Origin of the sequence: Pseudoalteromonas sp. KS88 (assembly GCF_004766475.1) — a bacterium.
In the GTDB taxonomy this organism is placed as follows: Bacteria; Pseudomonadota; Gammaproteobacteria; order Enterobacterales; family Alteromonadaceae; genus Pseudoalteromonas.
On sequence record NZ_PYHV01000002.1, the window covers coordinates 1 to 14,533 of the forward strand.

General features: G+C 40.4%; 13 protein-coding genes. 7 read left to right on the plus strand and 6 right to left on the minus strand.

Annotation, left to right across the window (positions count from 1 at the left end; genetic code table 11):
* Positions 1-66: 66 nt before the first annotated feature.
* A complete protein-coding gene (locus C7Y70_RS00530) occupies positions 67-1,236 on the minus strand; it encodes an FAD-dependent oxidoreductase (protein WP_210114643.1) in 1,170 nt (389 codons plus the stop codon).
* A gap of 271 nt (positions 1,237-1,507) precedes the next feature.
* Here C7Y70_RS00530 and miaB point away from each other — a divergent pair, with 271 nt between their 5' ends.
* The 5 genes from miaB to lnt are packed head-to-tail and all read left to right on the plus strand — an operon-like array spanning position 1,508 to position 7,000.
* Entirely contained in the window at positions 1,508-2,953 is a 1,446-nt protein-coding gene (miaB, locus tag C7Y70_RS00535; RefSeq protein ID WP_099296060.1) for a tRNA (N6-isopentenyl adenosine(37)-C2)-methylthiotransferase MiaB, read from the plus strand.
* A gap of 51 nt (positions 2,954-3,004) precedes the next feature.
* Positions 3,005-4,066: a PhoH family protein gene (locus C7Y70_RS00540; protein WP_099296138.1), complete on the plus strand. Its 1,062-nt coding sequence runs from the start codon at positions 3,005-3,007 to the stop codon at positions 4,064-4,066.
* Between the two features lie 4 nt (positions 4,067-4,070).
* The gene (ybeY, locus tag C7Y70_RS00545) at positions 4,071-4,529 is read left to right on the plus strand and encodes an rRNA maturation RNase YbeY (protein WP_135473067.1); all 459 of its coding nucleotides are present in this window, start codon (positions 4,071-4,073) and stop codon (positions 4,527-4,529) included.
* Between the two features lie 22 nt (positions 4,530-4,551).
* Complete coding sequence (corC, locus tag C7Y70_RS00550; RefSeq protein WP_099296061.1) at positions 4,552-5,436, plus strand: CNNM family magnesium/cobalt transport protein CorC; 885 nt, start codon at positions 4,552-4,554, stop codon at positions 5,434-5,436.
* Positions 5,417-7,000 (plus strand): apolipoprotein N-acyltransferase, encoded by a 1,584-nt coding sequence (gene lnt, locus C7Y70_RS00555; RefSeq protein ID WP_210114644.1) that lies wholly within the window; start codon positions 5,417-5,419, stop codon positions 6,998-7,000. The genes corC and lnt overlap by 20 nt, the downstream gene beginning before the upstream one ends.
* A gap of 46 nt (positions 7,001-7,046) precedes the next feature.
* Here lnt and C7Y70_RS00560 read toward each other — a convergent pair whose 3' ends face one another.
* The 3 genes from C7Y70_RS00560 to C7Y70_RS00570 form a co-directional block, all read right to left on the minus strand.
* Positions 7,047-7,310, minus strand: coding sequence for a hypothetical protein (locus C7Y70_RS00560; RefSeq protein ID WP_135473024.1), 264 nt, complete (start codon positions 7,308-7,310; stop codon positions 7,047-7,049).
* A gap of 750 nt (positions 7,311-8,060) precedes the next feature.
* Positions 8,061-9,092, minus strand: coding sequence for an RDD family protein (locus C7Y70_RS00565; protein WP_135473025.1), 1,032 nt, complete (start codon positions 9,090-9,092; stop codon positions 8,061-8,063).
* A 41-nt stretch (positions 9,093-9,133) separates the two neighbouring features.
* A complete protein-coding gene (locus tag C7Y70_RS00570) occupies positions 9,134-9,850 on the minus strand; it encodes an enoyl-CoA hydratase/isomerase family protein (protein ID WP_135473026.1) in 717 nt (238 codons plus the stop codon).
* 195 nt (positions 9,851-10,045) lie between these two features.
* On the opposite strand from C7Y70_RS00570, the gene C7Y70_RS00575 reads away from it, so the two are divergent.
* Entirely contained in the window at positions 10,046-10,693 is a 648-nt protein-coding gene (locus tag C7Y70_RS00575; RefSeq protein ID WP_135473027.1) for an NAD(P)H-binding protein, read from the plus strand.
* A gap of 319 nt (positions 10,694-11,012) precedes the next feature.
* Positions 11,013-11,534, plus strand: coding sequence for a CIA30 family protein (locus tag C7Y70_RS00580; protein WP_135473028.1), 522 nt, complete (start codon positions 11,013-11,015; stop codon positions 11,532-11,534).
* A gap of 95 nt (positions 11,535-11,629) precedes the next feature.
* Here the strand turns inward: C7Y70_RS00580 and C7Y70_RS00585 are convergent, their stop codons facing one another.
* Both C7Y70_RS00585 and C7Y70_RS00590 read right to left on the minus strand, forming a co-directional pair.
* Positions 11,630-12,106, minus strand: a complete 477-nt coding sequence (locus C7Y70_RS00585) for an FKBP-type peptidyl-prolyl cis-trans isomerase (protein ID WP_135473029.1) — start codon at positions 12,104-12,106, stop codon at positions 11,630-11,632.
* A complete protein-coding gene (locus C7Y70_RS00590; protein WP_180270432.1) occupies positions 12,103-14,520 on the minus strand; it encodes an AAA family ATPase in 2,418 nt (805 codons plus the stop codon). The genes C7Y70_RS00585 and C7Y70_RS00590 overlap by 4 nt, the downstream gene beginning before the upstream one ends.
* Between the last annotated feature and the right edge of the window lie 13 nt (positions 14,521-14,533).

Genomic DNA, 14,533 nt, shown 5'->3' on the forward strand with positions numbered 1-14,533 from the left:
TTTAATCTTTAATCTTTAATCAAAAATTATATGAGTGAGCTTTCGCCCACCCTAGCTAAACTTTAGTTACTTCAATTCACCACTAATCGCGTATTTCAGTACCCAGTTCTTTATAGGTCCAGTGCTATTAGCTATTTTTAAAAAACGATTACGCGCCCACTGTAAAGGGGTTAGCTGATTAGAAAAACCAAAATAGCATGCATCCATCATACTCATCATCAGTAAATTTGCTTTACGACGCGTTTGCTCATAATGTTTGAGATGACTTTCGTTACCAATGTCATCTACCGATGCTAAAATATCGCTAAGCGCTGCTACATCTTGAAAGCCTAGATTGACTCCCTGCCCAGCTAAAGGATTTATTGTATGTGCAGCATCTCCAACTAACACCAAACGCCCTGCTGAGTATTTATTAGCGTGTTGACGAGCAAGTGGGAATACTGCTTGATTAACAATTTCAAAATCACCAGCTAGCGGTTTAAAGTTTTCAATTATTTGTTGTTTTAACTGTTCTTTGGTTAATTTATTTAAATTTTGTAACTTAGCTGCGTCGTCATACCAAATTAAATTGGCATAAGGTGCCTGCATAGGTAAAAATGCTACAGGGCCTGAAGGTTTAAACTGTTGCCATGTTTTAATTTGTTGTAGGGCATCCATTTTAATTAATACACCCATACAATGTTGTTGGTATTGCCAACCTGTTACCCCAATATTTGCTTTTGCGCGCAATTGCGACTGACCACCGTCTGCTGCAATCACTAAATTGGCACTATAACGCTCTTCACCATAGATTAAGCTAATATCTTGCGCTGTCTGTTCAATAGCACAAATAGGCGATTTGATGGTGAGCACATCGATATTATGTTGTTTAAATTGCTGCCATAAACTGGCTTGAATTAGTTTATTTTCGATTAAGTGACCTAAGTGCGAGGTGTTAATATCATTACAGTCAAAAAGAAGGTTATCCCCAGCACGTTCAAACGCTTCTAGCTGTTGATATGGCGCCAAGCGTGATGCTCGTAACAATGGCATTGCACCAAGCTCATCAAGTAACTTTTCAGAAAAACGATTGATAGCTGATACGCGTATATCGATAGTCTCGCTTTGCAATACTTGCTCAGCGTTAATAGGTCGTTGCTCTATAACACGAACATCACAACCTTGCTGTGCTAACTTTACTGCCATTGCGGCGCCGACCATGCCGCCACCGACAACGATAACTTTGTTTTTTTGCATATTTTTGATCACAACTTAGGTCACTAACTATGGCGTTGATTGTAGCGTACTTAGTTGAAAAAATGCGAGTTGCTTTAATGCTCAAACGCACTATTGCGCAGTTTGTTTGATTTCAAATCACAAAGATCAAATCTATACTTGGATCTGGGCGGGTATCCAGATAAAATACGCGTCCTTTAAGTTAACGGGCATTTAAATGCTCATATTACTTAACTCCTGTTTCTAGCACATTTTTGTGCCACTACCGAATTGAAAACGAGGCTATATTTCAATGAGTAAAAAGCTGCATATTAAAACTTGGGGTTGTCAGATGAATGAGTACGACTCTCAGAAAATGGCGGATCTCCTCGATGCAACCAACGGCTATCAGTTAACTGAAGAAGCTGGTGAAGCAGATGTCATTCTACTCAATACGTGTTCAATTCGTGAAAAAGCACAAGAAAAAGTGTTTCATCAACTGGGTCGTTGGAAGTTATTAAAAGATGACAAACCTGACTTGATTATTGGTGTTGGTGGCTGTGTTGCCTCTCAAGAAGGTGACTCTATTCGTCAACGTGCTCCTTTTGTTGATGTCATTTTTGGCCCACAAACTTTGCACCGTTTGCCTGAGATGATCAAGCAAGTGCAAGGCAATAAAGGTAGCTCTGTAGTTGATATTTCATTCCCTGAGATTGAAAAGTTCGACCGCCTACCGGAGCCAAAAGCTGAAGGCCCCAGTGCATTTGTATCAATTATGGAAGGCTGTTCTAAATACTGTACTTTCTGCGTAGTACCTTATACACGTGGTGAAGAAGTAAGCCGCCCACTAGATGATGTATTACTTGAAGTTGCTCAGCTTGCAGAGCAAGGCGTACGTGAAGTAAACCTACTTGGTCAGAACGTTAACGCCTACCGTGGTGAGACTTACGATGGCGAAATTTGTTACTTCTCAGATTTAATCCGTTATGTAGCAGCGATTGATGGTATTGACCGTATTCGTTATACCACATCTCACCCAGTAGAATTTACACCGGATATTATTGACGCTTATGCAGATGTACCTGAGCTTGTTGATCACTTACACCTACCAGTACAAAGTGGTTCTGACCGTATTTTAAACTTAATGAAGCGCGGCCATACAGCACTTGAATACAAATCAACTATTCGTAAATTACGTAAAATTCGCCCGAACTTAAGCATGTCGTCTGACTTCATCATTGGTTTCCCAGGTGAAAGCAACGCTGACTTTGAAGCAACCATGAACCTTATCAATGATATTGGTTTTGATATGAGCTTCAGCTTTATCTATAGCGCACGCCCTGGTACGCCTGCCGCTGACTTACCTGATGATGTTTCTGAGCAAGAGAAAAAAGAGCGTTTATACTTATTACAAAATCGTATTACGCAAATGGCACAGCAAATCAGTCGCCAAATGTTTGATACCGAACAACGTATACTCGTTGAAGGTCCATCAAAGAAAAACCCGATGGAATTGCGAGGTCGTACTGAAAATAACCGCGTAGTGAACTTTGTAGGGCCACACAATGTGATCGGTCAATTTGTTGATGTACGTATAACAGAAGCACTGCCTAATTCTTTACGTGGTGACTTGATTCGTACAGAATCAGAAATGAATTTACGCCGTGATATCGCTCCTGCTGACATTCTGAGTAAAGCAGCGCAGCCTGAACCTCAAGCAACACCCAATGAAATCGGTGTTACTACATTCGTTCCTTAGGCGACAATGACAGTGCCAGCAATAGCTGGCACACCACAACAGGAAGCCATTTTGAGTAATCAGTTAAAAAAATTAGAGATTTATTTAGAACCCTCCGACAATAAACGCCTCACATCTTTATGCGGACCGTTTGATGAGAATATCAAACAGATCGAACGCCGTTTAGGCGTCGAAATCACTCATCGCGATAACTACTTTAAAATAACAGGTAAAACCACCAGTGCTTTTGCTGCAATGGAAATCGTCAAAGATTTGTATGTTGAAACGCAACCTGTCCGTGGTGTGGTTAAAGAAATTGAACCTAATACCGTTCACTTGGCAATTTCTGAATCAACTGCCCTTGAACAAGACGAACTTAGCGAATACGGCAAAGAAGTGGTGATTAAAACTCGTCGTGGCGTAATTAAACCCCGCAACGATAACCAAGGTCATTACGTATCAAATATTTTTCGCCATGATATTACCTTTGGTATTGGACCCGCTGGCACAGGTAAAACCTACCTCGCAGTTGCAGCAGCGGTTGATGCCTTAGAGCGCCAAGAAATACGCCGCATACTGCTTACACGCCCTGCTGTTGAAGCAGGTGAGAGATTAGGTTTCTTACCTGGCGACTTAAGCCAAAAAATTGACCCATACTTACGGCCTTTATATGATGCTTTATTCGAGATGCTGGGTTTCGAGAAGGTTGAAAAGCTGCTAGAGCAAAATGTTATTGAAGTAGCGCCACTTGCTTTTATGCGTGGACGTACGCTTAACGACGCCTTTATTATTTTAGATGAAAGCCAAAATACGACTGTAGAACAAATGAAAATGTTCTTAACACGTATCGGTTTTAATTCTAAAGCAGTTATAACCGGTGATATCACTCAAGTCGATTTACCACGTGGTGCTCGCTCTGGTCTTCGCCATGCAATCGAAGTACTCAGTGATGTTGAGGAAGTTAGTTTTAATTTTTTCCAATCGCACGACGTTGTTCGCCACCCAGTTGTTGCCCGCATTGTGGAAGCTTACGAGCGTAACGATGAAGCGGACCGCATTAAACGCGCCGAAAAACAACGCGCTAAAGATCTGCTAGCAAATGCTGAACAAGCAGCCACTGATAATAATGAGTAAACCTTTGACAACAGAACTTGATTTACAAATTGCGTGCGAGTTTGACAACTTACCTAGCCTTGAGCAATTTGCTGTTTGGGCTAATAAAGTATTAAGTCAGTACCGTGATGAATCTGAGCTCACCATCGTTATCGCTGATGAAGAACAAAGCCAGCAACTTAATAATGATTACCGTGGTAAGAACAAACCTACAAACGTTCTTTCATTTGAGTTTGAATCGCCACCGGGAATTGAACTTCCACTTGTAGGTGATTTAATCATTTGTCCAGCGATTGTTTTAGCTGAAGCAAATGAACAAGAAAAGACCTTTCACGACCACTTTGCCCATATGGTGATCCACGGATGCTTGCATTTACTCGGATTTGACCATATAAAGGAAGAAGATGCGAATGAAATGGAAAGCATAGAAAAGCAATTACTTGCTGATCTAGGTATAGCAGACCCATATCGGGACGATATTTAAACAAACGGAGCAGATAGACGCAATGAGCGACGATAACTCGCAGACTAGCCAGGGTTCTTCTAGCAAGAACTGGTTGGGTAAAATTACCCAAATGTTGCAAGGGGAACCCCAGAATAGAGAAGAGCTGGTTGAAGTAATTGCCGATGCGCAAGAACGGGATGTCATAGACCCTGAAACTAAAGAAATGATTGAAGGTGTGCTTGGTGTATCTGAGCTTAAAGTGCGCGATATCATGATCCCGCGCTCACAAATGATCACACTTGAGGTTGATGCAAAGCTAGAAGAGTTAATTCCTATGATGGTTGACTCTACCCATTCACGATTCCCTGTGGTGTGTGAAGACAAAGACCATGTTGAGGGAATTTTGCTAGCGAAGGATTTACTGCCGTTAATATTAAATAAAGACGACCAACTTCCGTCTTTGCGCGATTACTTACGCCCAGCTGTTGTGGTGCCTGAGAGTAAACGCGTTGACACATTACTGAATGAATTTCGTCAACAGCGCTATCACATGGCGATTGTGATTGATGAGTATGGTGGTGTATCAGGTTTAGTCACCATCGAAGACATCTTAGAAATCATCGTAGGTGAAATTGAAGACGAGCATGACGAAGAAGAAGAGCAACAAGATATTCGTCAACTTGCCAAACATGTTTATGTAGTGCAGGCGCTAACCCCCGTTGATGACTTTAACGAAAAGTTTAAAACAGGCTATAGCACACAAGAAGCAGACACTATCGGTGGCACTGTGTTGCACGCGTTTGGCCATATGCCAGGACGCGGAGAAACCATCGAAATTGATGGCCTACAATTTAAAGTAACCAATGCAGATAGCCGTCGTCTATTGCAACTACAGGTTACCGTACCTAAGGCTGATGATAGCGACAGTGAAGACAATACTGACTAATTGCCTACATTTAGCAAAAGATAAAAAAGCATGGCTCGCACTGGTTGCGGGCCTTCTTTTAACTTTAAGCTATGCTCCTTTCGGGATTTGGCCCCTGACCTTTGTTTGCCTGCTATTGGCAATTTACACCACACATAATCTGCAATACGGTAAACAGCCCAGTAAACAAGCCGCAAAATATGGTTTTATTTTTGGTCTAGGCTGGTTTGGGGCCGGTATTAGCTGGGTACATGTGTCTATTGCAACATTCGGTGGCATGCCGCTAGTTGCCTCAGTGCTACTTATGGTGCTGCTATGTGCCTATCTAGCTATTTACCCCGCCCTTGCCTTTATGTTTGCCACACGCTTTGCTAACGGTCCTAATAGCTATGGCTTATTCTTGTTAACTGGCTTTGCTATTACTGAGTATTTACGTGGTGTCGTTTTAACGGGTTTCCCATGGCTCAGTTTTGGTTATACTCAAACCGACAGCCCGCTTAATTACCTGGCCCCCGTCATTGGTGAATTTGGCTTAACATTAGTCTGTATTGCTATTGGCTTTGGTCTATATAGACTAGTATGTACGCGAGAGTTTAAAACATCAGTCATCATAGCATTGTTTGCTGCTGTGCTAGTTGGGATTAATCACTACAGTCGTAATACTAATTACAGTGATAAAACCATCAGCACTTTGCTTGTTCAAGGGAACATCAAACAAAACTTACGGTTTGAACCCAGTGAATTTTGGACCACTATGAGTAAGTATCAGGACATGACACGCCCGCACTGGGATGTTGACTTAGTCGTTTGGCCAGAAGCTGCGGTACCTGAAATAGAAGCCCTTGCAGACAGCTTTTTAGTCGGTCTTGATAGCGCAGCTTCATTTAATGAAACTGCCCTTATTACGGGTATTGTTGACTACCAACTAGATACCAAAACGGTCTTCAACACCTTGATAGTGCTGGGTAATAAAGAACGTAACGATGAGCACGGCCATTATCAATACCTAGGTAAAAACCGCTTTCAAAAACATCAATTACTCCCTATTGGTGAGTTTGTACCGTTTGAAGATATTCTGCGCCCAATCGCGCCTTTGTTTGATTTGCCCATGTCATCATTCTCACGTGGTGATGAAGTACAAAACAATTTACGCGCCAACGGCTTAAATATTCTCCCTGCTATTTGCTTCGAAATTGCTTTTGCTAATTTAGTACGTGGTAACTACCGCAGCGACTCTGATATCTTGTTTACTGTTAGTAATGACGCCTGGTTTGGTGACTCACATGGTCCGCACCAGCATATGCAAATGGCCCGCATGCGCGCCCTAGAATTACAACGCCCGCTAATACGGGTTACAAACAACGGTATCAGTGGTGTATACGACCCTATCAGTCAAGCACAAATCAGCATGCCACAGTTCAAAGCCGACATATTAAAAGCCAATGTTAAACTTATTCAAGGAAATAGTATCTATAGTCAATATGGTAATTGGCCGGTGTGGATTGTAGTGGTGTTGATGGGGATTGGTGGGTGTCTACTGGGATTAAGTAAAGCCTATTTTAAAACTGAGCCTTCTAAAAATTAGAAAATAGCACCATCTATAGATGATGCTATTAACAATCATAAGTTGATCACTGTTGTGTTTGACCAGTTGCTTTGCAATACAAAGTACCTGTATACATATCAAAACTAGGGCTTAATCTTACCTCTGTGACATCACTGTACTGCGCTCTCAAGCTGCTCTCTGCACGTGCACATACTTCGTTATGATCTGCAGGTGTGCTTGCAGATACCTGAACGGAAACCGTACGCCACCAACCAGAAGTTGTTGCTGCTATAGAGCTTACAGAGATGAAACCAAGTGCCAATGTCATTACTAAAATTTTATTTTTCATTCTCATTCCTTTTGATTACGTAATATTTACATAGCAACAATATGTTAACTACATGTGGATTGTATAGGTACAAAAAACACATGCAATTGAATAAATCTAATACAACATCTTAATTTATACTGGGGCTACTTAATCGATTTATCGGGAATGCATTTTTTTGAATAATAAACAGGCCTTGTAAGCTTAAGGTTGTCCCTCCATTTATTTCACCACCTCCTTAAACGATATTAAAGACGAGTTATACAGATATTTATAATTCAAGTTGAATATTATAAACAATCACATACGCCTTGAGCTTACAATTGCAAAAAAAATCATTAAGAGAATGTAATTCCTATTTTATAATCCTAGAATATATTTAATTTATACCATCACATCTTCGGTATATAAATTTCGGTTAAATACTCGTCATCGATTTAACTTTTATTTGATGCGTACAATTGATCTGACTTTGCTAGCTGGGTTATCAATTTATTAGTAATATCCCAATCAGTTTACTTCCATACGCGGCAGTGATCGTGCAAGGTAAAATATATCAGCGCTAATGCAACGTCGTCTATTTTACCCTCATCGATTTGTGCTTTAATACTTATTGTCAGCTTCTAATTTGACTGTAGTATGAAACTTTAAAGGTAGCACTTTATTGTCCAATAAAAGCGCTTTTGCCATAAATGGCTACCTACAACTAATTGATATAGACCGTGCTTAGTCAATACAGAGCTAAAATATTTATCAAAGTGGGCTTTTAATTTATTCTTTAATCGCCTTTTCTATTGTTTCTGGAGTAACAGGCTGATTCATACTTCCTTTTATAACAACTGTCGCTGATATTTTATCTTGAATGGCTTGACGATTTGGGTCCCAATATACTTGTAAGAACCCCAATAAACCGGTTGTAAAGCCTGCGCCATAACCACCGTAACGACCAAAGCAATCTAGTAAACCTAACTGCTCCCCATTCAATGCCACAACACGAATATTACATATTTTTTTACCCGGCGTTTGCCCTTTCCATAAAAGAGCAAACAAAGTGAAATAAATAGCTGCCCAGCCAAAGCCTAGACCTAAATCCTCTATAATCCCTATACCCCACTTTAAAATACTATGGGATGTTGTTGAGTTTGCCTGTGGCTCTATAGAGTCAATTTCCTCTAATAACTGTTCATCATGTGATTGCTCGCTTGCCTCGATGATCAAATCCAACAGCCCTTTCGCCATATTAATATGTTCAATTTCGTTAACTTCGCTGAGCTCATTTAGTTCAGTTAGCTTTGCTACTTGAGATACTAAACTAGCCAGCTCAGTTGCCTGACACGTCTGATCACACAGTTGTGCATCTTGGGTCTGTTTTAAATACGTATTAACAACCTGTATTTCTTCTGGATCTAATATTATATCTTGTTGAATAGTCGCAGTTTCGCCAACTGTGTCACCATCAAAGTAATCAATTGCTACTGACAATAAATACAGCGAGCTGAAAAACAGCAAAGTAGCAGCCGTTAGTTTTAATATTCGCCGCCAAAGCGAGTTCATTTTAGGTAAGTGTTTTTGCGCAGTGCCTTTATAAAAAGCCACTGTAGCTACAAATGCAATTAAAGCAGCACTGAGTTTTGCCGCAAGAAAAATTAACATTACATCTATTAGCATCGCTAACGCCCGTCTTGTGGGTGACGCCAATGGCAAACCTAATAATGCTTGATCAATTTTAAATGCATAAGGCGTTATAACTTCCTTGGTTTCTGCTCGTGTTAATGCTAACTCTTCCATTTCTTTTACTTTCATAAACGCCTATATCCTTTAACTAGCGATTTCCTGTTGTACAACTAAACCATCAATGAAAGGTTATCAATATACGGTTTATTTTCTTCATCAATAATCTGAATTATTTCTTTATGCAGGCGTTTTTTATGTTCTGCAAAAATAGCTCGCTTTTTATCAAATGTTGTAGCAAATTCCATTACATCAGCAAGCAAGGTATCGTTGTCTTTTGCTGCCTTTTCAACAACGTGGTCTCTTGCCAGCTCTTCACCCGCAACACGACGACCTGTTAACTTCATCTCATTAAAACGGTAGTAAGGTAGCGCTTTTTTCACAAAAGCTATCATTCCCGGTAAGAATGGAATAGATAAATCAACTTCAGGGAAGCAAAAGAACCCACGATCGCTTCGCATAAATCTAAAATCGCACGCACAGGCTAAGATAGCTCCATTGCCAAACGCATGACCATTAATCGCCGCAATCACAGGCATTGGAAAAAGTAGTAACGTTTTAAAAATATCGTCCATGTCATACATAAAGCCACGTATTTCATCGGCCATGTTCGCTTTCATCGCGGGCATCAACCAATCAGTATCAATACCCAAGCTCCAGCTTTTTTCATCACTTGACGTAATGACTAATGCTTTATGATCATCGTTTGCGACAACCTCTGCAAGGGTGTGTTTTAATTGTTTAGCAAACTGTGGGTTTTGACGGTTTTCACCATCTGTCAATGTAATAACCGCAACGCTGCCTTGAGTGGTTAATGTCATCAAACTCATAAAAGTGCCTTATTAGAAATTATTCTTTTTATTGGATTATCCCTTCATGCTTTCAAGGGGCTATGTCTTATCATGCCATGAATAATGTTTGGGTTTCTAGCCTGAGGTTTACTTTAACTATTGAATAGTTTGTCTAACGTTCAAATATCTATGACAATGCTCGCCGAATCATCTGATAAAAAAGGAGTGAATGATATGGGAAAAGTAGCATTAGTCATTGGCGCAACAGGTTTAGTGGGTAGCCATTTAGTTAAGCAATTAACTAAGGCAACTCATATCACTAAGGTCGTTACTTTAACACGCCGACCTGTTAACTATCACAGCGATAAAGTGATTAATCATGTTATTGACTTTGAAAACCTATCTCAATACTCCTCTCTATTTAAAGCTGATATATTATTTTCTTGCTTGGGCACAACTAAAAGAACGGCGGGCTCAGTTGATGCGCAGCGAAAAGTTGATTTTGATTATCAACTTCATGTCGCTCAGCTTGCTGCACAAATGGAGGTAGAACACTATTTACTGGTGTCCTCAAGTGGTGCAAATGCAAACAGTAATAGCGCTTATTTAAAGATGAAAGGTGAACTTGAAGATGCTGTAAAAGCCCTTTCATTTAAACGTATTAGTATTATCCAACCTTCGTTATTGCTGGGTAAGCGCACTAATGATTTTCGCTTTGCAGAAAAGCTTGGTAGTGTTTTGCTACCTCTGCTGTGTGTGATACCGGGACTAAAGAAATATAGGCCTATTACAGGGCAACAAGTTGCAATCAAGCTATCTCAGTTCAGTATGCAATCGGGTCATGGTGTTGAGTATTTCACGCTGGATGCATTATTTGATTAATAACGATTGCTCTGTTTACAAAACAAATAACATATCTAATTTTACAAACATATCGTCTGTGAGAATTAGCTATTAATTTGAACCATTTATTCCATGTTACGTATTGTTTTACTAAATAACCTGAACTCTGGTTAATAGATGTCTAATGTATTGATATTAAGTCACAAATATATTTTATTAGTCTCCAGCCGGAGNNATTTACGCGTCAATAGCTAGCTTATTACAAGTAAATTCAACGCAGTTAGCGTTGAAAGTAGCCGCTGGATATAGATTTATTATCCAGAGTTCAGGTTAAATACCTAACGCGTAAGGATTTAGTATGAAGACTCACTTGGTACCTTTGTTATCTGCGGGCATGCTTTTAGCACCTAGCGATGTCGATGCCATTCCAAATTGGTACAGTGTAAACGATTCGGTCATGGGCGGGCTTTCGACTAGTCAAGTTTACGAAAAGAATAACCACTTAGTCTTTGCAGGAACTGTGTCACTTGAGAATAATGGCGGCTTTGCCTCTGTACGCACTATCATCAATACAGAAAATGAACCTTCTAAACAGATTGCATTGCGCGTAAAAGGTGATGGCAAAACCTATCAACTTCGTTTAAGAACTAATCAATATATGGATGGCCCTGCTTATGCGGTTTCGTTTGATACACAAAAAGACCAATGGCAGGTTTTTACATTTTCACCCAGTGATTTTATTTTGACCTTTCGTGGACGAGAGCTTGAACAACAACCAACTATTAACTTTTTAAAAATTAGTCAGTTGGGTTTTATGATTGCTAAAAAACAGCAAGGTGAGTTTAAACTAGAAATTAGTGAAATTGCTTTTAGTGGGTAGTATTATTTATTAGATTGTTTAGGCTATAAATAAGGGCTGATCATATTCAGCCCATGAGTAAGTAACATCCATAAAAGCGCTTTATATGGCTACTTTTACGACTCTACCTTTAATAATTCAACTTCAAAAATAAGTAAAGACGCAGGAGGAATGCTCCCTACACGCTTTTCACCATAAGCTAATTGGTGTGGAATATAAAAGGTGTATTTATCGCCCTCGCTCATTAATTGTAAGCCTTCAGTCCACCCCTTTATTACTTGGTGCAAGCCAAAACTAATCGGACTGTTTCGCTCAACTGAACTGTCAAAAACACTGCCATCAAGCAAGGTGCCATGGTAGTGAACGTTCACCATGCTTTTAGGGTTAGGTTTTACATCAGAGCCACTGCTGTACTCAATTTTGTATTGTAGCCCTGAAGCTGTCTCTGTTATGCCTTCAACTTTAGTGTTGGTAGCTAAAAAGTCACTGCCAAGCTGCGCATTAGCAAGCGATTGTTGCTTAACTTTTTTACTGTTTTGAAAGATTAAGTAGCAAAATATAGCGATAATTATCACTAAAATAATATTAATCATGATTCTTCACTCTGTTCTTTTTCGTCTTCGTCACTATCGCCATTGACGATATCGGCAATATTATTTAATCGTGCTAAAGCAATGCCATTAACGGAATCTTCAGGGTAATGGCCATCAACCAGCTCACCGGCGTCTATATCCATTAATGCGTTAAGAGCTTGATCAACTGTTTCAACGGCATAAATGTGAAATTTACCTCGTTCAACAGCGGTAAGTATTTCGTCATCGAGTACCAAGTTAACTTGATTCGATTTAGGCACGATCACACCTTGCTGACCCGTTAAACCGCGCATTTTACAGAGTTTGAAAAAGCCTTCTATTTTTTCATTTACGCCACCAATGGCTTGTACATCACCATGTTGGTTAATTGAGCCTGTTAGTGCAATTGATTGGCTTATTGGTAAATTAGTAATTGCCGAAATCAGCGCACATAACTCAGCCAGTGACGCGCTATCACCATCTATATAGCCATAGCTTTGCTCGATAGCGATATTAGCACTGAGCGTTAAACTAAATTGCTGAGCGTACTTATTGCCCAAGTAACCGGTAAGTAGCATGACCCCTTTAGAGTGGATTGCTTTACCAAGCTCCGCTTCACGTTCTACGTCAATTACGCCATCAGCCCCAGCGTATACTGTGGCAGTAATACGTGCAGGCGTACCAAATGATGTATCACCAATGTGTAATACAGTTAGGCCATTGACTTTACCCACGGCTTGGCCGTCAGTAGCGATTAGGGTGTGCCCTTCTTTAATGTCGCTGAGCATGTTTTCGCTAATTTGCCCTGTGCGGTATTGCTTACCTTCAATTGCTTCATCAATATGATGAGCATCAATTAGGCTTAAATTATCTTGTTTGGTGTAAAAGCTAGCTTCTGCCACAAGCTCTAGCACGTCAGCAAAACGCGCTGATAGTTTATTATGGTGTTCAGCTTGGCGATAACTAAACTTAAGTAGTCTAACCATAGCTGATTCGGTCAAACTACACTTTAGCGTATCTAGGCAATACTCAGTCACTTTAGTGATAAACTGATATTGCAGTTTGTCACTACTAGGTAAGTAGTAATCAAAGTCCGCTAACACTCTAAATAATTCAGCAAACTCTTCGTCGTACTCACCAATGGTGTAGTACAAATCTCGTGAGCCTAGCAAAATAATTTTCACATCAAGGGGTATTAACTGCGGACGAAGTGTAAAACTGCTGCCTACAGCACTGTCTTGATATGGTAGGTCATTTTTAATCTGATGCGTTTTTAATGACAGCTTTAAGCCATCCCACACTTGTGGGTTAGCCATGACTTTTTCAGCATCCATAATCAAATAGCCGCCATTAGCACGGTGAAGAGCCCCTGGCTGAATTGAGCGATAGCTAGTGATCAACGAACCTTGCGACGCGGCATACTCTATCTTGCCAAAGATATTGCCAAACGTTGGGTTGGGTTCATAGACGACCGGCGCTGCATCGCCTTCTTTAAATTCGACCAAAATATTGGGCGCAAAAAAGTCGGTCAACATGCCTTTGCTATCAAAGTCTTCTTTGTTTTCTTCGCTGACATCTTCGTCGTCAAGCCATTCAAGAACGGCATCAATAATTTCAACTCGAATGTCTTTTAAATAACGTAGCACGCCGATATGAGCAGCGTATTTATGTTCTAAATCTTTTAATAAAGGTTTAGTCGCAAGCTCTGCAGTGGACTTTTTTAAATTCCGTAGTTTTTCTGAGGACTCACGTTTCCAACGCGGTAACTCTATTAATGCTTCGATTAAGGCATCTTCTAGTTTTTCGATAACCTCATAAAATTGCTCGCGCAAATCATCATCAAGGGCTGCAAATTCAGCATCACTTAACTGCTTGCCATTCACTAACGGAGCAAACCCCACTACGCTTTTTTCTTCAATTAAAGCAACGCTCTGTTCAAGTGCAGCAATTTCAACTTCGGTGATTGCAGCGTCATAGGCGTCATTGAACTCACGGTCTATTTTTTTCTTTTTGCGCTGATAAGCTGGGTTATCAAATGCTGCCGGAAAAGTGTCGAGCACTTCATCTATAAACGAGTCGATATCATCGGCCAATTGCTTACTTTGCCCTGCTTGTAAAAACATCGCGATTGGCTCACGGTGATCATCGTAATTATTAACGTACAACCACTCATTTGGCGTCGGGCGGCCTTTACTGTGCGCCTCTAATTTATCTTTTACTAACGTAAAGCGACCATGGGCAGCTTCCCCCATGACATACACATTGTAACCGGGAAGCTCCATCCCCAATGAAAAATCCAGCGCACTTTGAGCGCGCTGTTGACCGATAAAGGTCAAGGTTTCAGGATACGGATTATTCATGCACGATTGCACATGATTAAGTGAGATAGTCGGCGCTAACGCAGACACAGGTAATGGCAGCAGTTTTTTCGTCATTCTAACTTCTTTT